Source organism: Geodermatophilus siccatus (assembly GCF_900103785.1).
Classification (GTDB): domain Bacteria; phylum Actinomycetota; class Actinomycetes; order Mycobacteriales; family Geodermatophilaceae; genus Geodermatophilus; species Geodermatophilus siccatus.
The window spans coordinates 201,193-224,028 of sequence record NZ_FNHE01000003.1 but is presented as its reverse complement, the minus strand read 5'-3'; the positions used below and the strand labels follow the sequence as shown (position 1 = coordinate 224,028).

Sequence of the window (22,836 nt, the reverse complement as noted above, 5' to 3'; positions counted from 1 at the left end):
AGGACCCCGTCCTACCCACCCCTCGCACGCTCAGGGCGGGGCCCGGGACGGGGCCGCAGCGGGTCGCCTCGGGTCAGGAGACGTCGTCGGGCGGGGCCGGCCAGCGGGGTACGCCGGCCACCGCGTCGTCCCCCAACCGGGCGGGGAACCGCGCCGGTCGCCGCTCGAGGAAGGACGCCACGCCCTCGGCGGCGTCCGGACCGGCGCCGAGCTCGCCAAGGGCCCGGGACTCGGCGCGGTGGGCGTCCCAGGGCGAGGGCGCCCCGAGCATCGACCACAGCAGCTGACGGGCTGCTCCCACCGCGACGGCCGAGGTGTTGTCGGCGATCTCGCGGGCCAGGCCGAGCGCGGTGGGCAGCAGCTCGTCGTCCGGGACCACCCGGGACACCAGCCGGCCGCGCAGCGCCTCGGCGGCGTCGAACACCCGGCCGGTGGCCACCCACTCCATCGCCTGGCTGATGCCGACGACCCGCGGCAGGAACCACGACGACGCGGCCTCCGGCACGATACCGCGGCGGGCGAAGACGAAGCCGAACCGGGCCGACTCGGCTGCGATACGGACGTCCATCGGCAGCGTCATCGTGGCGCCGATGCCGACCGCGGGCCCGTTGACCGCGGCGAGGACGGGCTTGCGCAGCCGGGCGAACGGCAGCGAGGCGATGCCGCCCCAGTCCCGCGGGACGCCGTCCACCGTGCCGCGCGGGACGGGGTCGGGGCGCGTGCCGCGGTCGCGGAAGGTGCCCTCGCCGCCACCGAGGTCGGCGCCGGCGCAGAAGGCCCGGCCGGAGCCGGTCACGAGCACCACCCGGACGTCGTCGTCGGCGTCGGCGGCCGCGGCGGCTCCGGCGAGCTCCGCGGCCATGACCGGCGTGAAGGCGTTGAGCCGCTCGGGCCGGTGCAGGGTGATGGTCGCGACGCCGTCGGCGACCGCGTAGCGCAGCTGGGTGGGGGTCACCCGAGCGCGCCGGCGACCGCGAGCCGGGCGACGGCGTCCAGGTGCTCGGCGGCGTCGCCGAGGAGCAGCCGGTCGACCTTGGCCCGCCGCCAGTACAGGTGGGCGTCGTGCTCCCAGGTGAAGCCGATCCCGCCGTGCACCTGGACGCACGCCTCGGCGGCCCGCTCGAGCACCTCGGCGGCGTGCGCCTTGGCGGCCGACGCGGCCAGCGGCAGCTCCTCGGGTGCGGCGTCGGCGGCCCAGGCCGCCCACCACACCAGCGAGCGCAGCTGGTCCACGCCGACCCACGCGTCGACCAGCATGTGCTTGACCGCCTGGTAGGAGCCGATCCGCCGGCCGAACGCCTCCCGCTGCTGCGCGTAGCCGACGGCCATCTGCACGGCGGCGTCGGCCGCGCCGAGGTCCTCGGCGGCGAGCACGACGGCGGCGACCTGCCGGGCCCGGGCCCACAACTGCCCCGCGTCCTCGGCGAGCACCCGCCGCGAGGTCAGCCGGACCGAGGCCAGCCCGCGGGTGGCGTCCAGCGGGCGGCCGGGGGTGGCCTCCCCCTCCCCGACGACGAGCGCGCCGTCGTCGTCCAGGCCGAGGAAGAGCGTCGCGCCGGCCGCGTCGACCGACGGCGACGAGCCGGGAAGCGGGCCGTCGACGACGGCGACCGCCGCAGACCCGTCGGCCAGCTGCGCGGCCAGGTGGGGGGCGCCGGCCACCAGCACCGCGGCGCGCGCGGCGGTCGCCAGCGACGGGCCGGCGAGCACGGCTCCGCCCTGCTCGGCGACGACGGCGAGGTCGAGCAGCGACCCGCCCGCACCGCCGGCGGACTCGGGGACGGTGATCCCGAGGAAGCCGATGTCGGCCAGCGCCTTGCGGCCCGGCGCGACGGCGCCGCCCTCGAGCGCCTCGCGGGCGGCGGTCGGCGAGGCCGAGCCGCGGTAGAAGTCGCGCGCGCCGGCGGCGGCGTCGCGCTGGTCGGGGCCGAGGTCGAAGTTCACCGGGCGCCGCCGGCGAACGGAGCGCTCTTGTCGGAGCGCGGTTCGGGCGGGAGGCCGAGCACCCGTTCGCCGAGGATGTTGCGCAGCACCTGGTCGGTGCCGCCGGCGATGGCCAGGCCGGGCAGGAAGCCCTGGCTGCGCTGCCAGGTCTCGTCGCCCTCGGCGGTGGCGGCGTACACGGCGTCGTCCCCGAGCAGCCGGACCCCGGCGTCGGCGACGAGCTTGGCCGCGGCGGTGCCGGCCAGCTTGCCCGCGCTCGCCTCCGGTCCGGGCACCCCGCCCCGGCTGAGCTCGGTGAAGCGGCGGTAGCCGGTGTAGCGGGTGGCGAGGGAGGCCACGACCGCCCGGCCGACGGCCTGCCGGGCGAGCACCTGCCGGTCGTGGTCCAGCTGCGGCAGCCGCTGCCGGGCGTGCGCGACGAGCGTCTCGACGGGGACGCCGAGGTCGCTGCCGGCGCCGCCGATGGCCACCCGCTCGTTCATCAGCGTGGTCAGCGCGACCCGCCAGCCCTCGCCGGGCTCCCCCAGCCGCTCGCTGTCGGGGATCCGGACGTCGTCGAAGAACACCTCGTTGAACCCGGCGGAGCCGATCATCTGCCGCAGCGGCCGCACGGTCACACCGGGGGCGTGCATGTCGACGACGAACATCGTGAGGCCGGCGTGCTTGGGCCTCTGCGGGTCGGTGCGGGCGAGCAGGATGCCGTGGTCCGCGACGTGGGCCAGCGTCGTCCAGACCTTCTGGCCGTTGACCACCCAGTCGTCGCCGTCCCGGACGGCGGTGGTGCGCAGTGCCGCGAGGTCGGAGCCGGCCGCCGGCTCGCTGAACAGCTGGCACCAGACGTCGTCGGCCCGCAGCAGGCGGGGGAGGTACCGCCGCCGCTGGTCGTCGCTGCCGTGGGCGATGACCGTCGGCCCGCACATGCCCAGGCCGATGTGGTTGACCAGGGCCGGTATGCGGGCGCGGGCCAGCTCCTGCTGCACGATCGCCTGCTGCACCAGCGTGCCGCCCCGCCCGCCGTGCTCGCGGGGCCAGGTGACGCCGACCAGGCCGGCCTCGTAGAGCACCCGCTGCGTGCGCCGCAGCTCGGCCTCGGCGGTGGCCGCGTCCACCGTCTCCTCCCCCGCGCCGACGTGCAGCAGCTCGGCGGCGTGCTCCTCGAGCGCCCGCCGGACACCGGCCCGGTACTCGGCTTCCTCGGGGGTGTCGTCGAAGTCCACGAGCGCCCTTCCTCCGTCCGGCGGGTCGGCCGCAGCGTGTCAGCGGTCACCCGCAGTGGTCAACGACGACCGGCTGTTGACCACCCCGGTCGCCCCGGCCAGCATGACGCCCGTCACAGTCCGGCGGTCAGGAGGCCCCGTGCGCGCAGACGTCCCCCGGCTCATGGGCCGCGGCATGACGACCAGCGACCAGCTGGCGCGGTGGGCCCGCCGGACGCCGGACGCCGTCGCGCTGCGGTTCGAGGGCACCGGGCGCAGCTACGCCGAGCTGGACGAGCGGGTGACCAGGCTGGCCCGCGCCCTGGCCGACCGGGGGGTGGGCGCCGGCGACCGCGTCGCCGTCCTCGGGCTCAACGGGCTGGAGGTGTGGGAGTCCTACCTCGCCGGGGTGCGGGTGGGCGCGGTCGTGGTCCCGGTGAACTTCCGGCTCGTCGCCGACGAGGTCGGCTACGTGCTCGGCGACAGCGGCGCCGTGGCCCTCGTGGTCGACACCGCGCTCGCCGAGGTCGCGGCCGAGGCCCGCGAGCAGGCGCCCGGCGTGCGCACCGTGTTGACCATCGGCGGGGACTACGAGGAGGCGCTGGCCGCGGCGGGCACCGAGCCGCTCGACGTCGAGGTGGACGAGGGCGCCGCCGCCTTCGTCATGTACACGTCGGGCACCACCGGCCGGCCCAAGGGCGCCGTGCTGACCCACCGCAACCTGCTCATGCACGTGTTCAGCCAGGTCACGCACCTCGGCTGGGACCCCGACGACCGGGTGGCCGTCCCCGGGGCGCCGCTGTTCCACATCGCCGGGCTCGCCGGCGGCCTGCCGCCGCTGCTGCTCGGCGGCACGCACGTGGTCCTGCGCTCGGGTGGCTTCGACCCGGTCGCCACGCTCGACCTCATCGAGCGCGAGCGGGTCAGCAGCGTGTTCCTGGTGCCGGCGATGTGGGCGGCGGTCGTCGCCGTCCCCGACATCGCCTCCCGGGACCTGTCCTCGCTGCGGCGCATCTCCTGGGGTGCGGCGCCCGCGTCGACGACCCTGCTGCGGACGATGATCGACACCTTCCCGCAGGCCGAGGTGGTCACCGCCTTCGGGCAGACCGAGTGCAGCCCGGTCACCTGCTTCCTCCGCGGCGAGGACTCGGTGCGCAAGATCGGTTCGATCGGGACGCCGATGCTCAACGTCGAGGTCCGGGTGGTGGACGACGCGATGCAGGACGTGCCGCAGGGCGAGGTCGGCGAGATCGTCTACCGCAGCCCGATGGTGATGCGGGAGTACTGGGGCAAGCCGGAGGCCACTGCGGAGGCGTTCGCCGGCGGCTGGTTCCACTCCGGCGACCTGGTGCGGCAGGACGAGGACGGCTACCTCTACGTGGTCGACCGCAAGAAGGACATGATCATCACCGGCGGCGAGAACGTGTACTGCGCCGAGGTCGAGGACGTGCTGGCGGGCCACCCGAAGGTCGGCGAGGTCGCGCTGATCGGCGTGCCGGACGCACGCTACGGGGAGGCGCCGCTGGCCGTCGTCGCTCCGCGCGACCCGGCCGACCCGCCGACGCCGGCCGAGCTCACGGCGTGGTGCCGGGAGCGGCTGGCGAGCTACAAGAACCCGCGCGAGTACTCCATCGTGGGCGCGCTCCCGCGCAACCCCAGCGGCAAGGTGCTCAAGACCCGGCTGCGCGAGGAGCACTCGGCCAGCTCGCTGGTCGCCGACCCGGTGGTCTGAAGAAGGACCCCCTGCCCCCCGCAGGGGGCCGGCGGGCCCCGGGACGGGGCCGTCGCTCAGATGGAGCAGCCGTCAGGGCCGCAGACCTCGCCGCCGGTGATGACCGGGATCAGCGGCGTCCGCTCGGCCCAGGCCCGCTCGAGCACCTGCAGCAGCGCGTCGGCCGGCTGGGCGCCGTTGACGCCGTACCTGCGGTCGACGACGAAGAACGGGACGCCGCTGATGCCCAGCGCCTGCGCCTCGGCCTCGTCGGCCCGCACCGCGCCGGCGTAGCGCTGGTCGTCCAGGGCCGCGCGCACCTCGTCGGCGTCGAGGCCCGCCCCGGCGGCGAGCCGGACGAGGGTCTCGCGGTCGCCGACCGCCTCGCCCTCGCTGAAGTAGGCGGTCAGCAGCCGCTCCTTGACCGCGTCCTGCACCCCGCGCTCACCGGCCAGGTGGATCACCTGGTGGGCGTCGAAGGTGTTGGCGCGCACCGCCCTGTCGAACCGGAAGTCCAGGCCCTCGGCGGCGGCCTGCTGCGTCATGTGGTCGGTCATCTGCTGCGCCCCGAGCACCGAGGTGCCGTACTTCCTCGCCAGCCGCTCGGCGTACTCGGTCGGCGAGACCGGGTCACCCGCGGCGGCCGACGGCGCCCCCGGGTCCAGCTCGAAGGACTTCCACTCCACCTCGACGGCGTCCCGGTGCGGGAACCGGTCGAGCGCGGCCTCGAACCGGCGCTTGCCGATGTGGCACCAGGGACAGACGACGTCGGACCAGATCTCCACCTTCACGCCCGGCCCAACGTCCCCGGCGCCACCCGGCATTCCGTCCGGTTCAGTCCTGGAACAGGTCGCGGGAGACCAGGCCGGTGTCGGGGTTGTCGGTGAACAGCCCGTCGATGCCGGTCTCCCAGAAGACCAGCTGCTCGTCGATCGCCCGGCCGTAGTCGCCGGGCTCCTCGCCGGGGTCGCGGAGCTCGGCGGGCAGGAACTCGTTCTCGTTGCGGAAGGTGTACGGGTGCACGAGCAGGTCCGCGGCGTGCGCGTCGGCCACGAAGGACGTCGGCTCGCCGAGGGTGCCGTCGGCCTCCCGGGGGATGACCTGGGCCTTCTCCGGGCCGACGCCGTCGGCGTACTCCCCGATGTCCGCCAGCCCCTCGGCCGTGGACAGGTCGGCGTAGGTGCGCGGGTCACCGGCGGCCACCAGGTCGGCCGGCGCGCCGGTCGCCGACAGCAGCTGCACCAGGGGGACGTCGACCACCCCGTCGAGCTCCCGCAGGTTGGCCGTCTCGAACGACTGCAGGAACACCGGCGCGTCGCGGCGGTCCAGCCCGGCCTCGTCGAGGTCCCCGACCAACGGCTCCTCGAGCGAGAGGTCGATGGAGTCGAAGTAGGTCGGGTGCTTGGTCTCGATGTAGACGCCGACCTCGCGGCGCAGCTCCCGGGACAGCTCCTCGCGCAGCTCGAGCACCTCGTCGAGGGTCGGCACCTGGTAGAGACCGTCGTAGAGGGTGTTCTCCTCCCGGACGTCGGGCAGCCGCTCCACCGCGCGCAGCGAGCGCAGCTCGGCCAGCGTGAAGTCCTCGGTGAACCAGCCGGTCAGCTCGACGCCGTCGATCAGCTTGGTGGTGCGCCGGTCGGCGAACTCGGGCCGCTCGGCGACGTCCGTCGTCCCGGAGATCTCGTTCTCGTGGCGGGTGACCAGCACGCCGTCGCGGGTGCTGACGACGTCGGGCTCGATGTAGTCCGCGCCCATGCGGGCCGCCAGCTCGTAGGAGGCCAGCGTGTGCTCGGGCCGGTAGCCCGAGGCGCCGCGGTGCCCGATGACGAGCAGCTCGTCGGCGCCGTCCCCGGTCTCCCGCTGCGGTGGGGCAGCGGTGGCCGGCCCGGTCAGGAGCAGCGGGACGGCGAGGACGGACGCGGTGAGCAGCGCGGTCCGGCGGTGGGCGCGTGGCATGGGACATCTCCCCCGGGCTCCGACGGCGACCCTCGCCGTCGGCCCGGACGATCCCAGCCCGGCGACGTGGCCGCGACGTGAGCGCTCGCGCGAACAGGGGGTGGACCCGGACCCTCAGCCCTGCCAGGCCTCGGTGACCTCGGCGGCCACGCCGGCGGCCTGCGCCAGGCCGGCGCGCGCGGAGCCCGCGCGGGCGGCCGGGTCGAGCACGTTGCGGCCGATCGCACGGCGGCTGGCGTCGTCCGGGGAGACGACGGCGACCCGCGCGATCATCCCGGTGACCTGCGCATCGACGCCGGCCATCGGTCCGAGGCCGCGCGGGATCGGCGCGAGCACGACGACCCGGTCGGAGCCCCCGGCGAGGTCGGCGTTGGCCGCCGAGCGCATGCCGCCGTCGACGTAGCGGCGGCCGTCGATGGTGACCGGCGGGTACACGCCGGGGACGGCGCAGCTGGCCGCCACGGCCTGCAGCAGCGGGACGCCGGAGGTGCGGTCGAGGACGCGGAACTCGCCGCTCTCGGCGTCGACGGCGGTGATGCGCAGGTCGCGGTCGGGCCACTCCCGGCTGACGAGGCGGGAACCGATCACGTCGAGCCGCTCCTGCTCGGTCGGGGTCAGGCCGGCCCGCTCGGTGGCCAGCGCCAGCGCGCCGATCCGGCGGCGGAACCCGACGTCGTCCCCGCGGCTGCGCAGCGCCGCCAGTCCGTAGCGGAGCAGCGCGGAGCGGGTCATCCGGGCGGCCTGCTCGCCGGTGGGCGGCTCGAGCTGACGGGCGAACAGGGTCTCCAGGTCGGCACCGCCGGTGAGCTGCGCCCCGACCACCGAGCCGGCCGAGGTGCCCACCACGAGGTCGGCACCGGTGAGGTCGACGCCGGCCTGGGCCAGACCGGTGAGCACGCCGATCTCCCAGGCGATGCCGGTGATGCCGCCGCCGCCGAGGACGAGGGCCCTGCGCTGGTCGTCCATCCCGCCATCCTCACCCACCGTCGGCTCTCGACACGGGTAGTGACGTACGCCACGCTGAGGGCCTCCGGAGAGGAAGGACCCGCATGACCGCCACGCAGGACGCCCCGACCCCGACCGCGCACAGCTGGCCGCCCGGCCTGCCGCGGTCGCTGGACTACCCCGCGGTCCCGGTCGGCTCGATCCTGCGGGCAGCGGTGCGCCGCTGGGGCGACCGCACGGCGTTCGTCGACCACGACGTCCCGCTGACCTACACCGAGCTGGGCGCCCGGGCGCACGCCGTCGCCAACTGGCTGGCCGACCACGGGGTCGGGCGCGGCGACGTCGTGGCGGTGCACATCCCGAACTGCCGCCAGTACCCGGCGGTCTACTACGGGGTGCTGCTGGCCGGGGCGACCTTCTCCCCCACCAACCCGCTGCTGCCTGCGGCCGACCTCGCCGCGCAGCTGACCGACGCCGGCGCCCGCGTGCTGGTCACCTGGGACCAGGTCCTGCCGTTCGTGCGGTCGGCGCTGGCGGCCACGCCCGTGCAGACCGTCGTCGTCACCGGGGAGGCGCACACCCTCGACCTCGACGCCCGCCTGGAGCTCGAACCCGAGGACGTCGACCTCGCCGAGCTGCTCGCCGGCGACCCCGGCGACCGGCACCTCGACGCCGACGTCGACCCGGCCGCGGACCTGGCGCACCTGGCCTACACCGGCGGCACCACGGGGGTGAGCAAGGGCGTCGAGCTGCCGCACCGCGCCGTCGTCACCAACGTGCTGCAGTCCGCCTGCTGGTCGTCGGGGTCGGTACCCGACCTCGACGAGGCCGGTGACGTGACCCTGCGGCAGGTGCTCGGGCGGGACGAGTACCCGACGGCGCTGGGCGAGGGGCGGCTGGTCAACCTCACGCCGTGGTTCCACGCCATGGGCGCGATCGGCTACCTCAACGGCATGGTGATGGCCGGGACCATGACGGTGGTCCACATGCGCTTCGACCCGGTGCGCTACGTCGAGGACGCCGCCCGGTACGCGGTGACCTCGATCGGCGGGGCGCCGCCGGTGTTCGTGGCGCTGCTGCAGGTGCCGGGCTTCCTGGAGGGCGACTGGTCCGGCGTCCGCGGGGTCTCCTCCGGAGCCGCGCCGCTGCCCGTGACGCTCATCGAGCGACTGCAGCAGGTGCTGCCCAACGCCGTGATCGGCGAGGGGTACGGCCTCACCGAGGTGACGATGCAGGCCACCGGCAACCCGGTGTACCGGTCGGGCACCCGCAAGCCCGGCACGGTGGGCGTGCCGATCTTCGACACCGAGATCAGCATCCAGCCGCTCGGCGGCGGTGCCCCGCTGCCGCCCGGCGAGCGCGGCGAGGTGTGCATCCGCGGCCCGCAGGTGATGCGCGGCTACGCGCACCGGCCGGAGGCGACCGCCGAGGCGATCGACCCCGACGGCTGGTTCCACACCGGGGACGTCGGCGTCCTCGACGAGGACGGTTACCTGGCGATCGTCGACCGCACCAAGGACATGCTGCTCTACAAGGGCTACAACGTCTTCCCGCGCGAGCTGGAGGAGGTGCTGTTCGGCGTGCCGGGGGTGGCCGGGGCGGCGGTGGTGGGCCGGCCGGACGAGGAGGCCGGGGAGCTGCCGGTGGCCTACGTGGTCCGCAAGGCCGACGACGCCGGCGCCGCGCTGACCGCCGAGTCGGTGATGGCCGCGGTCAACGACAGGGTGACGCCGTACAAGCGGCTGCGTGACGTCGTCTTCATCGACGCGATCCCGGTGTCGGCCGCCGGCAAGGTGCTCAAGCGGGAGCTGGCCGCACGGGAGCGGGCCGCCGTGACCGGCGGCTGATCCCCTCCGCCACCGCACCCGTCCGCTCACCCGGACGGGTATGGCGGTGCAGGCGGGACGGTGGGGGGCTCACTATCGTCCGGCGGGTGGCGAGCGAGACCGAGGCGGGCACCGAACACACCGGCGTGCAGCTCGCGCACGTCGAGCCCTCACCGATCCGCCAGGTCGCCCGGCGGATCGTCTTCGCCGTCGTCGTCTTCGTGGTCACGGTGCTGCTGGTCTACCTCGACCGGGCGGGATACCGGGACCTCGAGGACCTCGGTGAGATCACCCTGCTCGACGCCGCCTACTACGCGACGGTGACGCTCTCCACCACCGGGTACGGCGACATCACGCCGGTCACCGAGCAGGCCCGTCTGGTCAACCTGCTCGTCATCACGCCGCTGCGCGTGCTGTTCCTCATCGTCCTCATCGGGACCACTCTCGAGGCGCTCACCGCGCGCTCCCGCGAGGAGTTCCGCATCCGCCGTTGGAGGTCCCGCGTGCGCCAGCACGTCATCGTGTGCGGCTACGGCACCAAGGGCCGCAGCGCCATCCGCTCCTTGCAGGCCAGCGGCACCCCGCTGGAGCAGATCGTCGTCGTCGACCCCGACCCCCGTGCGATCGACGAGGCCAACTCGGTGGGGCTGCACGGGATCGTCGGCGACGCCGGCCGCACCGACGTCCTGCGCCGAGCGCACGTCGAGCGCGCCCGCGCCGTGATCGTCGCCGCCAACCGGGACGACGCGTCCGTGCTGATCACGCTCACCGTGCGGCAGCTGAACCCCAGCGTGCCGATCACGACGTCGGTGCGCGAGGAGGAGAACGCCGCGCTGCTGCGGCAGTCGGGAGCCGACACGGTCATCACGACCTCGGCCACCTCGGGGCGGCTGCTGGGGCTGTCCACGGACGCCCCGCGGGTCGTGGCCACGGTCGAGGACCTCGTCACCGGCGGCCAGGGCCTCGACCTCCAGCAGCGCCGGGTCACCGCCGGCGAGGTCGGCCTGGGGCCGCGGCAGCTGCGCGACATCGTGCTCTCGGTGACCCGGGGCGGGCGCACGCTGCGCTTCGACGACCCGCTGATCGGCACTCTGGAGCCCGAGGACGTGCTCGTCGTCGTGCGGTCGCACCCGCCGGGCGGGCAGATCGCCGGCTGACCGTTCGACGCCGCCAGCCTGGGCCTTCCCCCTCGGAGCCGAGGCGACTCCGATCCCGCACCTGGCCCCGAGCCGACCTCCACGGATCACTCGGAGCGCATCACCAGGCCGTGGACGAGGAGACCGCTCCCGACCTGCTCGATCTCGCACCCGACGACGCTGCGCGCGCCTGCCACGCGCACGACCTGGACCTGGCGATCGACCACACCCGGGCGATGTCGTGGTGGGGCTGGGACCAGCCGGGCGCCCACGTGGCAGAGCAGCGCCGCAGCAGCACTCAGCGTGCCGGCCTGCATCCCGTCGTCCACGCGTTCGACTGCGTAGGACTGCAAATGAGAAGGCCAGGTCAGAACGACGTGGAGGTGCAGAAGGGCGCGGAGCTCAGGGTCGGTCGGCGCGGAGCACCCAGGTCCGCGTGGGCCGGTGGCGGCCGCGGAGTTCGGCTACGGCGCCGGGCTCCCAGTGCCGCCCCTCCCCCGCGCCGGCGTCGCGCACGGCGTCCTCGCTGGCCACCACCCGCCCGGGCACGTCCTTGGCCAGGTCGGTGAGCCGGGCCGCCTCGTTCACCGGGTCGCCGATGACCGTGTACTCCAGCCGGCTGGCGGCCCCGACCTGACCGGCCCACACCGGACCGCAGGCCACCCCGACACCGAGGTCGAGCTCGCCGGCGGCCCGGACGGCGGCCGCGATCCGCCGGGCCGCGCGCAGGGCCGCGCCGGCCGGGTCGGGGTGGTCGGCGGGAGCGCCGAAGACGGACAGGACGGCGTCCCCCTCGAACTTGTTGACCAGTCCGCCCTCGCTCTCGACGGTCTCGACGACCACGGCGAAGAAGCGGTTGAGCAGCCCCACCATCTGCTCGGGCCCGGTGCGCAGCACCAGCGAGGTGGAGCCGGCGATGTCGACGAAGAGCGCGGCGACCGTGCGCAGCTCGCCGCCGAGCGAGACCCCGGTGACCATGGCCTGCTGGGCGACCGTCGTCCCCACGTGGCGACCGAACAGGTCGCGCAGCCGCTCGCGCTCGGCGAGGCCGGCGACCATCGTGTTGACGCCCTCCTGCAGCAGCCCGATCTCGCCGGCGTCGTCGACCGGCACGCGGACGTCGTGGTCCCCCGCGCCGACCCGCTGCACCGCGCGGCGCAGGTCGCGCAGCGGCGCGCCGACCGAGCGGCCGGTCAGCAGGGTGGCGAGCAGTCCGACGAGCAGGGCGACGACGGTGAGGAAGACGACCGCGGCCTCGTTGGGCCCCTCGGGGTTGCTCGGGTCGAGGAACAGCAGGACCAGACCGAGCAGGGGGACGCCGCTGGTCAGCCCCCAGGTGAGCAGCAGCCGCGGGCGGACACCGAGGCCCAGCGCGCCCGTCGGCGGGTGGGCCTGGAGCGCCCGGGCGGTGACGTGGCGACCCATCCGCAGCGCGAGCAGGTAGCTGACGCCGGCGGCCACCACGCCACCGAGCAGCGCGGCCAGGGTGATGCGCACGCCGACCAGCGGGAACGGGGAGACGACGGCGCCGACGACGCCGACCAGCAGCGCGCCGCCGAGCCACGTGACCGCGGCGACCCGGGCGATGTCGACGGGCAGCCGCAACGCGTGGCCGGCCTCCACCGGAGTGGGACGGCGGCCGGCGCTGAGCCAGGCCGCGGTCGGCCGCTGCCACCGCAGCCCGACCAGGACGCCGAGCGGCAGCGCGACGGCGAGGTAGGCCAGCGCGGTCAGCGCGATGACGGCGCGGCCCCCGGCGGGGTCGTGCGCGCCGGCGGACAGGCCGAGCAGCAGCAGCCCGACGGTGCCGACGCCGACGAGGTTGGCGACGACGACCAGCACCACGAGCACCGGCACCGCGCGCCGCCCGGTCGGCGCCCACTCGAGCGCCGCGTCGAGACGACGGGCGGCGGGGACGCCCCTCATGGACCGGATGCGGGGGCCGGGTGGTCGCGCACGGCCCCCATGGTCACCGAGGCGCGCCCCCCTCCCCGCAGGCGGGGCCTCAGACGAGGACGGCCTCCAGGGCGTCGGCCTGCTGCACCAGGTCAGCCGCGGTGGTCAGCCAGCCGGCGACCAGCAGCAACGGCCACGCCTGCTCGTCGTCCAGCGAGGCCGTCGTCGCCACCAGCGAGGCCTGGGCCACGGCCCTGCACGCCATGTTCCGCATGACGGCTCCTTCCATCGGTTGCCGGGACGGTCGGCACCGACGGGGCAGGGATCCAGTCGTGCAACACGGATGTCACCCCGAGGGGGTGGACGGCGCACCGCCGCCGCGGACCACCCGGACGGGCGGGGCGGTCAGTGACCCCTCGGCCCCGAGCGCGCGGCGGCGACGTCCTCGGCGCTGAGCTGGATGCCGAGGTTCTGCTCCATCTCCTCCAGCGGCACGTTCTTCGTCTCCGGCATCACCTTCAGCACCCAGACGAGCTGACCGACCATGCAGACGAAGAAGAGGGCGAACGCCGCGCCGCCGCCGAGCGCCGCGGCGATCCCGGGGAAGGTCCAGGACACGACCGCCGCGAACACCCAGTGCGTCAGGCTGCCCAGCGACTGGCCGCGGGCCCGGATCCGGTTGGGGAAGATCTCGGAGATGAAGACCCAGATCACCGAGCCCTGACCGAAGGCGTGCGCGGCGATGAAGACCACCAGTGCCGCCAGCACCATCACGCTCGAGGCGCCCGTGAACTGCCCGTCGTACACGGTGAACACCACCGCCAGCGCGCCCAGGCTGACCAGGTAGCCGATCGAGCCGATGAGCATCAGCCGCCGGCGGCCGATCTTGTCGATGACCGTCAGCGCCGCCATCGTCGTCACCAGGTTGACCACCCCGACGACGACGCTCTGCAGCGCGGCGGAGTTGTCGCCGGCGCCGGCCATCCGGAAGATGTCGTTCGCGTAGTAGAGGATCGCGTTGATCCCCGACAGCTGGTTGAACGCGGCGATGGCGACCGCCAGCAGGATGACCTTGCGGTTCTGCCGCACGAAGAACGGCGCCCGGGCTGCCTCGGCGTCGTTGGCGAGCGTCTGCTCGATCTCCCGGATCTCGAACTCGGCCTCGTCCCGGGAGTTCGTGAGCCGGTGGATCGTCTCCACGGCCTCTCCCCGGCGGCCCACCATGTACAGCCAGCGCGGCGTCTCCGGCGTGGTGAACAGCAGCAGGAAGAAGACCGCCGCCGGCAGGGCCATGACCATGAACATCCAGCGCCAGGCGATGTCGCCGGGCAGCGTGCTGGCCAGGATGTAGTTGGACAGGTACGCCAGCAGGATGCCGAGCACGATGTTGAACTGCACCAGCCCGACCAGCCGGCCGCGGTACTTCGGCGGGGCGACCTCGGCGGTGTAGATCGGCGCGACCACCGAGGCCACGCCCACGCCGATGCCGCCGACGAACCGGAAGAACATGAACAACCAGAGGTTCGTGACCAGGCCGGTGCCCAGAGCGCCGACGACGAAGAGGACGCCGATCCCGAACAGCACCTTCTTGCGGCCGTAGCGGTCCGCCGGCTTCCCGGCGATCAGCGCGCCGACGATGGTGCCGAGCAGCGCCGTCGCGACGGTGAAGCCGAGCCAGAACCCGCCGATGTCGTAGACCCGCTCGAGGTCCTCGGTGGTGCCGGAGATGACCGCGGTCTCGAAGCCGAACAGCAGGCCGCCCAGGGCAGCCACGATCGCGCTGCGCACCACGAGGGGGTTCATCGGGGGGCTCCCTCACGCCTCGGGATCGGGATGTCCTTCACGAGGTCAGAACCGTCGTCCCGGCGGCCCGTCGGGGGCACGGTAGGGACCGGTCCCGGCGACGGGCAAGGGGCGTACGGCACCGCCCGGTCCGCTCCCCCGGCGCGTCGTCCGCGACTCGCCGTCCGGCGGGCGAGCGGGCGGCACGTCGACCCCGACCCCCCGGATTGGCGGGCGCGGAGCACGGGGAACCGGGGGAGACTGGCCTGCGCCAGAAGAGGTCAGGTCGTGGGGGACGGTCACATGTCGGAGGAGTCCAGGCCCGGGCGGAGGCACCGGCACGGGTCGGGCCTGTGGCAGGGCGCGGCCGTGGTGGTCGCCGCCGCCACCCTGGTGGCGAGCTCGCAGGTGGCCGACGCCGGTCGGCCGGCCGCGAGCACCCACCAGGACCCGCCGCCGGCCGGCGTCGACACGTCCCCCCAGCCGGCGGGCAGTTCCGCCTCCACCCCGTACGCCGCTCCGGACACGCCCGCGTCGCCTGCGTCGCCTGCGTCGTCGTCAGCGTCGTCCCCGTCGTCGAGCGCGGCGGCGGCCGCGTCGGGACTGGCAGCCGGCGGGATCCCGTCGGTCGCCCGGGCGGCCTACGACTCCGCCGCGGCGGCCGCACCCGCGGACTGCGGCGTCAGCTGGTCGCTGGTCGCCGCCATCGGCCGGGTCGAGTCCAACCACGGCCGCTTCGCCGGAGCGGTGCTGCAGACCGACGGGCGGTCGACGCCCCGGATCATCGGGATCCCGCTGGACGGGAACGGCACGGCGCTGATCCGCGACACCGACGGCGGACGTCTCGACGGCGACTCCGTCCACGACCGCGCCGTCGGCCCGATGCAGTTCATCCCGTCCACCTGGGCGCGCTACGCCAGCGACGGGGACGGCGACGGGAACAGCGACCCCTTCGACATCCAGGACGCCGCTCGCGCGACCGCGCGGTACCTGTGCGCCGCCGGTGGGGACCTCACCACCGTCAGCGGGCAGCGGCGCGCCGTCTTCGCCTACAACCATTCCGACAGCTACGTGGCGACGGTCCTGACCCTCGCCGCCCAGTACGCCGGGACGCCGACACCCACCGTGCCGACCGACCCGGTGCCCCCGCCGTCGGAGCCGCCGGCCAACCCGGGGCCGCCGCCGGCAGTGGAGCCGACCGTGAGCCCGTCGTCGTCCGCCGCGCCGCCGCCGAGCCCCCGGCCGACGTCGACGCCGTCGACGACGACGCCGCCGTCGACCACCGCGCCGCCGACCGTCACCGCGCCGCCGTCGACCACCACGCCGCCGTCGACGACGCCACCGAGCACGACCCCGCCGGTCACGACGCCACCGACCACTAGCACGCCGCCGACCACCAGCACACCGCCGACCACCAGCACACCGCCGACGACGACACCGCCGACCACCACGCCACCGGCCACGACGACGCCGCCGAGCACGCCCCCGGCCCCGACGACGACACCGCCGACCTCCACGCCACCGGCCACGACGACGCCACCGACCACCAGCACACCGCCGACGACGACACCGCCGACCACCACGCCACCGGCCACGACGCCGCCGCCGAGCACGCCACCGGCCACGACGACGACACCGCCGACCTCCACGCCACCGGTCACGACGACGCCGCCGACCACCAGCACACCGCCGTCGACGACCCCACCCACGACGACCCCACCCACGACGACACCGCAGACCACGACGCCCGGGTGCGGGACCCCGACGGTCGCATCGCTCGGCACGGTCGACATCCGCGACGGCTCCGCGGACCCCTCGGTGTCGACCGCCGTCGGCGCCCGGGTGGCGGAGGCGGGCGGCACGGTCGGCGCCGTCAGCGCCACGCAGGACACCACCTCCGGCGTCCTGTACCCGGAGGGTCAGGCCGAGGTCGCGACGGCGCTCGCCGACGCGCTGGGCCTGACCGGCGCCGCGCAGGTGGGTGACGTCGAGCGGGTCACCGTGGTCATCGGGGCCGGCGACGCCGCCCGGCTGGCCTGCGCCGACTGACCTCGGCGCCGCTGCGCCGGACTGCCCAGCCGGGCCGGGCGCCGGTCAGACGGTGAACTGCCCCACCAGCGCGCGCAGCTGCCGCGCGAGCGAGGCCAGCTCGTCGGACGCCTGCTGCGTGCTCGCCGCCTCGCCCTGTGCCGCATCCGCCGCAGAGGCCAGCCCGCCCACGGTCGTCGAGATGGTGGCCGCGCCGCCGGCCACCTCCGCGACGCTGCGGCTCATCTCCTGCGTCGTGGCGGTCTGCTCCTCCACCGCCGCGGCGATCGCCGACTGGTAGTCGTTGATCCGGTCGATGACCGAGCTGATGCTCGTGATCGCCTCCGTGGCCTGCCCGGTGTCGGCCTGGATGGCCTCGACGCGGCGGGCGATGTCCTCGGTGGCCCGGGCCGTCTCCTGGGCGAGCTCCTTGACCTCGTTGGCGACGACGGCGAAGCCCTTGCCGGCCTCGCCCGCGCGGGCCGCCTCGATGGTCGCGTTCAGCGCCAGCAGGTTGGTCTGCTCGGCGATCGAGGCGATCACCTTCAGCACGTTGCCGATCTCGGTCGAGGAGCCGCCGAGCTTGGTCACCGTCACGCTCGCGGCGCGCGCCGTCTCGACGGCTGAGGCGGCGACCTGCGCCGCCTGCTGGGCGTTGACCGCGATCTCCTGGATGGACGCGCTCATCTCCTCCGCACCGCTCGCGGTGCTCTGCACGTGCGAGGTGACCTCGGTCGCGGCGGCGGCCGAGCCCTGGGCGCGGTCGGCGACCTGCGCCGCGGAGCTGGAGAGCCGGACGGCGACCTCCGACAGGCCGGTCGAGGCGGTGGTCAGGGTCCGGACGCCGTCGTCGATGTCGGCGACCGCCGTGCGCATGCCGCCGGTCGCCTCGTCCAGCGCGCGGGCCATGTCGCCCATCTCGTCGCGCGAACGGAGGTCGAGCCGGGTCGAGAGGTCCTTGCGGCCCAGCGCCCGCAGCGCCTCGACGCAACGCTGCAGCGGACGGGTGACCGACAGCTGGACGGCGCGCGCGAGCGCCAGGGCCGCGAGCAGCGCCAGGCCGAGCGTGACGAGCGTGGCGGTGCGGTAGGCCTGCGCCGAGGACGCCGCGTCGGCCGCCGTCCGCGCGGCCCGCTCCTGCACCTCGGTGACCATCTTGGTCGAGATGTCGGTGAGCTCCAGGTACGCCGCGAACTGGCCGTTCTCGCCGTCGTTGAGCCATGCGCTGACCTGACGCGCGGCGTCCGGAGCGCCGCTGGAGAGGATCGCCGCCTGCTGGTCGGCGGTCGCCAGGTAGCCCCGCCACTTCTCCTGCAGGACCTCGAAGTCGGCCCGCTCGGCCGGCGTCATCCACTCGGTGTGCACCGAGGCGAGGAACTCCTCGGCCGCCGACACGCTCGCCAGGAGACCGGCCCTGTTGGGGGCATCCGGCGCGATCGCCTGGACCGGGCCGAGGTAGTAGGCGTCCATGCCGACGCCCATCTCGTAGGCGCCGATGTCGGACGTGTAGTAGGTGGACTTGTCCATCTCCTCGACGAGGACGCGCAGGTGGTCGGCCTCGACGGCCGCGGCGTGCTGCTTGCTGAGACCCACCAGGCCCACGACGGTGGCCAGTGCGGAGAGGGCGAAGACGGTCAGGAACGCCGCGAACAGCCGCGGCCCGGTGCGCAGACGACCGAGCAGACTCATGACTGGTGGACTCCAGGCAGTGGACCGAACGGGCAGGTGACCCGGAGGACGAGGTACGCCCGGTTCGGACGATCGGCCGGCCCGACGGCCGTGTTGAGCCGAGCCGGCGAGCGGCGGACGGGACGAAGACCACAGCGGACGCGGACGACGGACCCCCGGAGGACCAGCGGACCCGACAGACGGTGCCTCGGTACGGGACGACCCTTCACAGGCCGAGGCGGTGCAGCGACCCTGGACACGTCCGCGACCGCCGTGGCCGATGGCGTGGCGGGCGCACCGCGCCGCAGGCCGGCCCCAGTTCCGTGGGAGGAGACGCGTGCGAGAACTCGTCTACTACATCGGGGTCTCCCTCGACGGCTTCATCGCCGGGCCCGATGACCAGACCGACTTCTACCCGACGTCGGAGCCGTACCAGGAGTGGATGACCACGGAGTTCGCCGACGCGCTGCCCACGCACTTCCGTCGAGGACTGGGCATCGACACGGCGCCCAACCGGCGCTTCGACACCGTCATCATGGGCCGGCGCACCTACGACCCCGCCCTCCGGCTCGGCATCACCAGCCCGTACGCCCACCTCCGCCAAGTGGTGGTCTCCCGCACGCTCGAGTCGAGCGACCCACACGTGACCATCGTGCGCGACGACCCGGTCGGAGCCGTGCGCGCGCTCAAGCAGGAGGACACCGGGCTCGACGTCTACCTCGCCGGTGGTGGGCAACTGGCGGGTGAACTCCTCGCCGAGATCGATCGCCTGGTCGTCAAGCTCTACCCGGTCGTGGCCGGGGCGGGCCGGACGGCCTTCGGTACACATTTCAGCCCCACGCGTTTCGAGCTGAACCACGTGCAGACCTTCCCGGGCGGCAACACCGTCCTGTACTACTCGCGACCTCGCTGAGGGAGCACAGCCGCCCCAGCGCGCTCGACCGCACCCGCGGGTCGTCGCCCGAGCCGCCGGAGACCACACGAGACGACGACCTCGGGGTGGGGTGCTCCCCGAGACTGACCGAGGCCACCGTTCCCGGCTCTCGTCGTGACCCCGCTCACCGTGCGACTGTCAGCCGCCGTCGATGGATGATCCCTGTGCGCCCCCCCCGTGCGGTGGCCGGGCATCACCGGGCACATGCCCCGCGTGACCACGCGCCGGAGGCGCGGCGGCAGACCTCCGCGGGCAGCCGCACGGGTACCGGACGGCGGCTGCTCTTACCAGACTTTCTTCTTGCTGTCAGCGGTTCTCGTCCCGAGCGACACCCACGCAGAGGGGGCTGAGATGCCTCTCGACGACTCCTCCGTCACCCGCTTCCTCCAGACCTTCCCGGGAGAGGTGCTGCGGCCGGCCGACGCCGGGTTCGCCGAAGCACGAGCCGCAGCCGTCTGGAACGGGGCGATCACCCACCAGCCGGCACTCATCGTCCGCCCCACCTCGACCGAGGACGTGGCCGCGACGCTCGCCCTCGCCCGGGAAACCGGGACGGACGTGACCGTGCGAGGTGGCGGGCACAGCGCGGCGGGCAGCTGCGTCGAACAGGGCGCGGTGATGGTCGACCTGTCGCGGATGAACGGTGTCCGGCTGGACGTGGAGGCGCGGCGAGCGCACGTCGGCGGCGGGGCATCGTGGGCCGCCGTCGACGCCGCGACCGCCCCGCACGGCCTCGCGGTCGTCGGCGGCACGGTCAGTCACACCGGCGTCGCCGGGCTCACCCTCAGCGGTGGCTTGGGCTGGCTGACGTCCCAGCAGGGCCTGGCCTGCGACAACCTGGTCGCGGCCACGCTGGTCACCGCCGACGGCCGGACCGTGACCGTCACCGACCAGGCCGAACCCGATCTCATGTGGGCCCTGCGCGGGGCCGGCACCAACTTCGGAGTCGTGACCGAACTGGTGTTCGACCTGCACGAGGTCGCCCCGATGGCCGACCTCGGGCTGTTCTTCTGGCCCGTCGCCGACGCCGCCGAGCAGCTGGCCTTCGCCCGGGAGTACCTGTTCGACCTCCCGGAGAGCATGGGGGCGGTGGTGGCGGCGTCGTCCGCTCCGCCCGAGCCCTTCGTCCCCGAGCAGCACCGCGGCACGCCCGGCATCACCGTGCTGATAGCGAACTGGGGCAACGCCGAGGAGCACGCCGCCGCGGTGGCACCGCTGCGGGCACGGGCGCCGCTGTTCGAGCTGGTCACCTCCCTGCCGTACGTGGCGTTGCAGCAGATGCTCGACGACGCCGAACCGTGGGGGATACACGGCTACGCCAAGAGCCTGAACTTCGACGACCTGCCGGACGAGGCGATCGCGATCCTGCTCGACCGGCTGCCGCGCCGGCGCTCGCCGATGTCCGAGGTGCCGATGTTCACGCTGCGCGGCCGCTACTCCGAGATCCCCGACGATTCCACCGCTTGGGGCAGCCCCCGCAGCGCACGGTGGGCGGCGGCCCTGCTGGGCCTCGCCTGGGACGAGGAGAGCTACGCCGCCGACCGCGCCTGGGTCCGCGACCTGTGGCAGGCGCTACGGCCGTACGCCTCCGGCGAGGGGGCTTACCTCAACTTCGAGACCGACACGGAGGAGCGGCGGGTGCGTGTCTCGTACGGGGAGGACAAGTACCGCCGACTGGCCGCCCTCAAGGACGAGTGGGACCCGGACAACGTGTTCCACCACAACCCCAACGTCCCGCCTGCCGCGGCGGACATCCCGACCCCCCGCGAGGCGACCCCGACGCAAGCCGACAAGACCACGCGCTGACTCCGCCGCCGGGTCGGCCTCGAGCCCGAACAGCCGAGGGAGGAACCGCACCCCCGGAGCAGGGGAAGACACGTGGGGCCCGGTCGTCCGACCGGGCCCCACGTGGTTGAGCGGCGAGTTCTCCCCGACCCTGGGTCCCGAGGGAGGAGTTGCCAGGTTCTCGGGGAGAACTGCGGGGTGGAGGTGGCGGGAATCGAACCCGCGTCCTACGACGCATCACCAGGGCTTCTCCGAGCGCAGTCCGCTGTGTCTCTGCTCGACCCCATCGATCTCACGGACGAGTCGATGTGACGGGCCCAGTCGCTGTTTGGTGTCCCGCGCGCGCCCGCGACCGGCACGCACGGTCAGTCATCTAGCTGATGCCAGGATCCGGGCCGATGACGAACCCGGGCTGACAGAGTCGCTCCGCTACTTAGGCAGCGAGGGCGAACTCGCGCTGACTGGAGTCGGCGCTTGTGTTGTTTCCGACGCGTGGTTAACGAGCTCATCGTCGGCTTCCTCGGCTCGCTTCCCCTGGTCATCCGACCGCAGTCGAGACCATTCACCCCCTGTGTAGTTGTGCAGACAGCGTAACGGCACCCGCCGGCGGGTTGTTCCCGCGCCGCACCGGCCTCGCCCCGGCGCTCCTCCCTCAGATCCAGCCGCGGCGCTTGAAGACGGCGTACAGCGCCAGGCTGACCCCGATCATCGCCAGCAGCGCCATGGGGTAGCCGAACGACCAGTGCAGCTCGGGCATGTCGTCGAAGTTCATCCCGTACACCGTCCCGACCAGCGTCGGCGCGAAGAGGATGGCCGCCCACGCGGAGATCTTCTTGACCTCCTCGCCCTGCGCGATCGAGGCCTCGGTGAGCTCGCGGATCTCCTCGTTCTGCCGCTGCGCCACCAGCGTCGCGTTCACGGTGAGGATGTCGCGCAGCTGCAGCCGGAAGGCCTCCACCCGCTCGGTGACCGAGGTGACGTGGTCGGCGACGTCGCGCAGGTAGCTGCGCAGGTCCTCGTCGACGCCGTACTTGTCGAAGCCGGCGGCGATCGCGTCGAGGATGCCGGTGAGCGGCTGCGCGGCGCGCTGGAACTCCAGCACCTCCTGCGAGAGCTCGTAGATGCGCCGCGAGACGCCGGGGTCGCCGCGGAAGACCTCGGTCTCGATCTCGTCGATGTCCGTGGCCAGCCCCGCGACCACCGGCGAGTACCCGTCGACGACGGCGTCGAGGATCGCGTACAGCACCGCCTCGCTGCCCTTCTCCAGCAGCGCCGGCTCGCTCTCCAGCCGCCGGCGCACCCGGGAGAGGTCCGGGGACTCGCTGTGCCGCACGGTGATGGCGAAGTTCCGGCCCAGGAACAGGTGCAGCTCGCCGAACTCCACCTCCTCGGTCGCGTCGAGGTACCGAGCGGCCTTGAGGACGACGAACAGCGTGTCCCCGTAGCGCTCGAACTTCGGCCGCTGGTGGGCCTTGATCGCGTCCTCGACCGCCAGCTCGGGCAGGTCGTACTGCTCGGCCAGCTCCCCGAGCTCGCCCGGCTCGGGCCGGTAGAGGCCCAGCCACACCAGGCGGTCGGGGTCCTCGACCAGCCACTCGTGGCTCTCGGCGACGCTGTCCGGCGTCGCCACCCGCCGTCCCGACGAGTAGACGGCGTTGTCGACGATCAGCGACTGCCGCTGCGACGCGACCGGAGCCGGGGGCTGCGGCGCGGGCGCGAGGGTCAGTTCGGGGCGCGGCCGGCGGGCCAGGGTGGACAGGGCGGTGAGGGACGCACGACGGCGGTCGACCACGGCGGACTCCCGGGGAGGCGCTGGAGCGGGGGACTCGTCGGGGGTCCGCATCCCTGGCGGCCCGCTGCAGGTCCCGCCGCGAGCTCGCGAGCGGCGGGGCAGCGGGGTCCTTCACCAGCTGGTGCGACCCCCGGTGCCGGTACTGGGCGGTTCACTGCGCATGGCACAGCACCTCCCGTCGTCCGTGGGTCGGCCCGCTCGAGCGGGCCGTCGTCCATCGTGACACGCGCTGTCCAC

At 74.2% G+C, this 22,836-nt stretch carries 20 protein-coding genes, 1 other RNA gene and 1 pseudogene; 7 read left to right on the top strand and 15 right to left on the bottom strand.

The annotated features are described in order from the left end of the window. Window positions 1–73: 73 nt before the first annotated feature. Genes BLS21_RS06925 through BLS21_RS06915 form a run of 3 tightly spaced genes read right to left on the bottom strand, consistent with a single transcriptional unit; the run spans window position 74 to window position 3,161 of the window. Window positions 74–955, bottom strand: a complete 882-nt coding sequence (locus BLS21_RS06925) for an enoyl-CoA hydratase-related protein (protein ID WP_091215620.1) — start codon at window positions 953–955, stop codon at window positions 74–76. Beyond that, complete coding sequence (locus BLS21_RS06920) at window positions 952–1,944, bottom strand: acyl-CoA dehydrogenase family protein (RefSeq protein ID WP_091215617.1); 993 nt, start codon at window positions 1,942–1,944, stop codon at window positions 952–954. The genes BLS21_RS06925 and BLS21_RS06920 overlap by 4 nt, the downstream gene beginning before the upstream one ends. Then, complete coding sequence (locus BLS21_RS06915; RefSeq protein ID WP_091215615.1) at window positions 1,941–3,161, bottom strand: acyl-CoA dehydrogenase family protein; 1,221 nt, start codon at window positions 3,159–3,161, stop codon at window positions 1,941–1,943. The genes BLS21_RS06920 and BLS21_RS06915 overlap by 4 nt, the downstream gene beginning before the upstream one ends. Window positions 3,162–3,300: 139 nt before the next feature. On the opposite strand from BLS21_RS06915, the gene BLS21_RS06910 reads away from it, so the two are divergent. Next, complete coding sequence (locus BLS21_RS06910) at window positions 3,301–4,872, top strand: long-chain-fatty-acid--CoA ligase (RefSeq protein WP_217636026.1); 1,572 nt, start codon at window positions 3,301–3,303, stop codon at window positions 4,870–4,872. 56 nt (window positions 4,873–4,928) lie between these two features. On the opposite strand, the gene BLS21_RS06905 is transcribed toward BLS21_RS06910, so the two are convergent. The 3 genes from BLS21_RS06905 to BLS21_RS06895 all read right to left on the bottom strand — a co-directional run bounded on the left by BLS21_RS06905 (window position 4,929) and on the right by BLS21_RS06895 (window position 7,773). Next, entirely contained in the window at window positions 4,929–5,642 is a 714-nt protein-coding gene (locus tag BLS21_RS06905; RefSeq protein ID WP_091215612.1) for a DsbA family oxidoreductase, read from the bottom strand. 43 nt (window positions 5,643–5,685) lie between these two features. Then, window positions 5,686–6,807, bottom strand: coding sequence for a glycerophosphodiester phosphodiesterase (locus BLS21_RS06900; protein ID WP_091215609.1), 1,122 nt, complete (start codon window positions 6,805–6,807; stop codon window positions 5,686–5,688). A 114-nt stretch (window positions 6,808–6,921) separates the two neighbouring features. Next, window positions 6,922–7,773 carry a patatin-like phospholipase family protein gene (locus BLS21_RS06895; RefSeq protein WP_091215607.1) on the bottom strand — a complete coding sequence of 284 codons (852 nt, stop codon included), beginning with the start codon at window positions 7,771–7,773 and terminating at the stop codon, window positions 6,922–6,924. An 83-nt stretch (window positions 7,774–7,856) separates the two neighbouring features. On the opposite strand from BLS21_RS06895, the gene BLS21_RS06890 reads away from it, so the two are divergent. Further along, window positions 7,857–9,599 carry a class I adenylate-forming enzyme family protein gene (locus BLS21_RS06890; protein WP_091215604.1) on the top strand — a complete coding sequence of 581 codons (1,743 nt, stop codon included), beginning with the start codon at window positions 7,857–7,859 and terminating at the stop codon, window positions 9,597–9,599. Window positions 9,600–9,685: 86 nt separating this feature from the next. Beyond that, window positions 9,686–10,735 (top strand): potassium channel family protein, encoded by a 1,050-nt coding sequence (locus BLS21_RS06885; protein WP_175479469.1) that lies wholly within the window; start codon window positions 9,686–9,688, stop codon window positions 10,733–10,735. An 86-nt stretch (window positions 10,736–10,821) separates the two neighbouring features. On the opposite strand, the gene BLS21_RS24540 is transcribed toward BLS21_RS06885, so the two are convergent. From BLS21_RS24540 to BLS21_RS25810, 5 genes are all read right to left on the bottom strand, one after another. Beyond that, entirely contained in the window at window positions 10,822–11,043 is a 222-nt protein-coding gene (locus BLS21_RS24540) for a hypothetical protein (RefSeq protein ID WP_139177042.1), read from the bottom strand. Window positions 11,044–11,116: 73 nt separating this feature from the next. Then, complete coding sequence (locus tag BLS21_RS06880) at window positions 11,117–12,640, bottom strand: adenylate/guanylate cyclase domain-containing protein (RefSeq protein ID WP_091215601.1); 1,524 nt, start codon at window positions 12,638–12,640, stop codon at window positions 11,117–11,119. Window positions 12,641–12,719: 79 nt separating this feature from the next. Beyond that, window positions 12,720–12,884, bottom strand: a complete 165-nt coding sequence (locus tag BLS21_RS25065; RefSeq protein WP_170856897.1) for a hypothetical protein — start codon at window positions 12,882–12,884, stop codon at window positions 12,720–12,722. A gap of 131 nt (window positions 12,885–13,015) precedes the next feature. Continuing rightward, window positions 13,016–14,413, bottom strand: a complete 1,398-nt coding sequence (locus BLS21_RS06875) for a sugar porter family MFS transporter (protein WP_091215598.1) — start codon at window positions 14,411–14,413, stop codon at window positions 13,016–13,018. A gap of 620 nt (window positions 14,414–15,033) precedes the next feature. Then, window positions 15,034–15,285: a hypothetical protein gene (locus BLS21_RS25810; RefSeq protein WP_245700192.1), complete on the bottom strand. Its 252-nt coding sequence runs from the start codon at window positions 15,283–15,285 to the stop codon at window positions 15,034–15,036. On the opposite strand from BLS21_RS25810, the pseudogene BLS21_RS26420 reads away from it, so the two are divergent. Beyond that, window positions 15,275–15,337: pseudogene (locus tag BLS21_RS26420) on the top strand (hypothetical protein); the annotation flags it as partial. The gene BLS21_RS25810 and the pseudogene BLS21_RS26420 sit on opposite strands and share 11 nt — an antisense overlap. Window positions 15,338–15,459: 122 nt before the next feature. Here the strand turns inward: BLS21_RS26420 and BLS21_RS26165 are convergent. Beyond that, complete coding sequence (locus BLS21_RS26165) at window positions 15,460–16,185, bottom strand: hypothetical protein (protein WP_281241915.1); 726 nt, start codon at window positions 16,183–16,185, stop codon at window positions 15,460–15,462. A gap of 25 nt (window positions 16,186–16,210) precedes the next feature. Between BLS21_RS26165 and BLS21_RS25800 the strand changes: the two genes are divergently transcribed. After that, on the top strand, window positions 16,211–16,441 hold the full coding sequence (locus tag BLS21_RS25800) for a hypothetical protein (RefSeq protein ID WP_245700190.1): 231 nt from the start codon (window positions 16,211–16,213) through the stop codon (window positions 16,439–16,441). A 45-nt stretch (window positions 16,442–16,486) separates the two neighbouring features. On the opposite strand, the gene BLS21_RS06865 is transcribed toward BLS21_RS25800, so the two are convergent. Then, complete coding sequence (locus tag BLS21_RS06865) at window positions 16,487–18,109, bottom strand: HAMP domain-containing methyl-accepting chemotaxis protein (RefSeq protein ID WP_091215591.1); 1,623 nt, start codon at window positions 18,107–18,109, stop codon at window positions 16,487–16,489. Between the two features lie 316 nt (window positions 18,110–18,425). Here BLS21_RS06865 and BLS21_RS06860 point away from each other — a divergent pair, with 316 nt between their 5' ends. Together BLS21_RS06860 and BLS21_RS06855 are read left to right on the top strand one after the other, a co-directional pair. Further along, window positions 18,426–19,001: a dihydrofolate reductase family protein gene (locus BLS21_RS06860; protein WP_091215588.1), complete on the top strand. Its 576-nt coding sequence runs from the start codon at window positions 18,426–18,428 to the stop codon at window positions 18,999–19,001. A 372-nt stretch (window positions 19,002–19,373) separates the two neighbouring features. Beyond that, complete coding sequence (locus tag BLS21_RS06855) at window positions 19,374–20,828, top strand: FAD-binding oxidoreductase (RefSeq protein WP_091215585.1); 1,455 nt, start codon at window positions 19,374–19,376, stop codon at window positions 20,826–20,828. A 175-nt stretch (window positions 20,829–21,003) separates the two neighbouring features. Here the strand turns inward: BLS21_RS06855 and ssrA are convergent. Both ssrA and BLS21_RS06845 read right to left on the bottom strand, forming a co-directional pair. Beyond that, window positions 21,004–21,377: a transfer-messenger RNA gene (gene ssrA, locus BLS21_RS06850) on the bottom strand. 82 nt (window positions 21,378–21,459) lie between these two features. After that, window positions 21,460–22,599 carry a magnesium and cobalt transport protein CorA gene (locus tag BLS21_RS06845; RefSeq protein ID WP_091215582.1) on the bottom strand — a complete coding sequence of 380 codons (1,140 nt, stop codon included), beginning with the start codon at window positions 22,597–22,599 and terminating at the stop codon, window positions 21,460–21,462. Window positions 22,600–22,836: the final 237 nt, after the last annotated feature.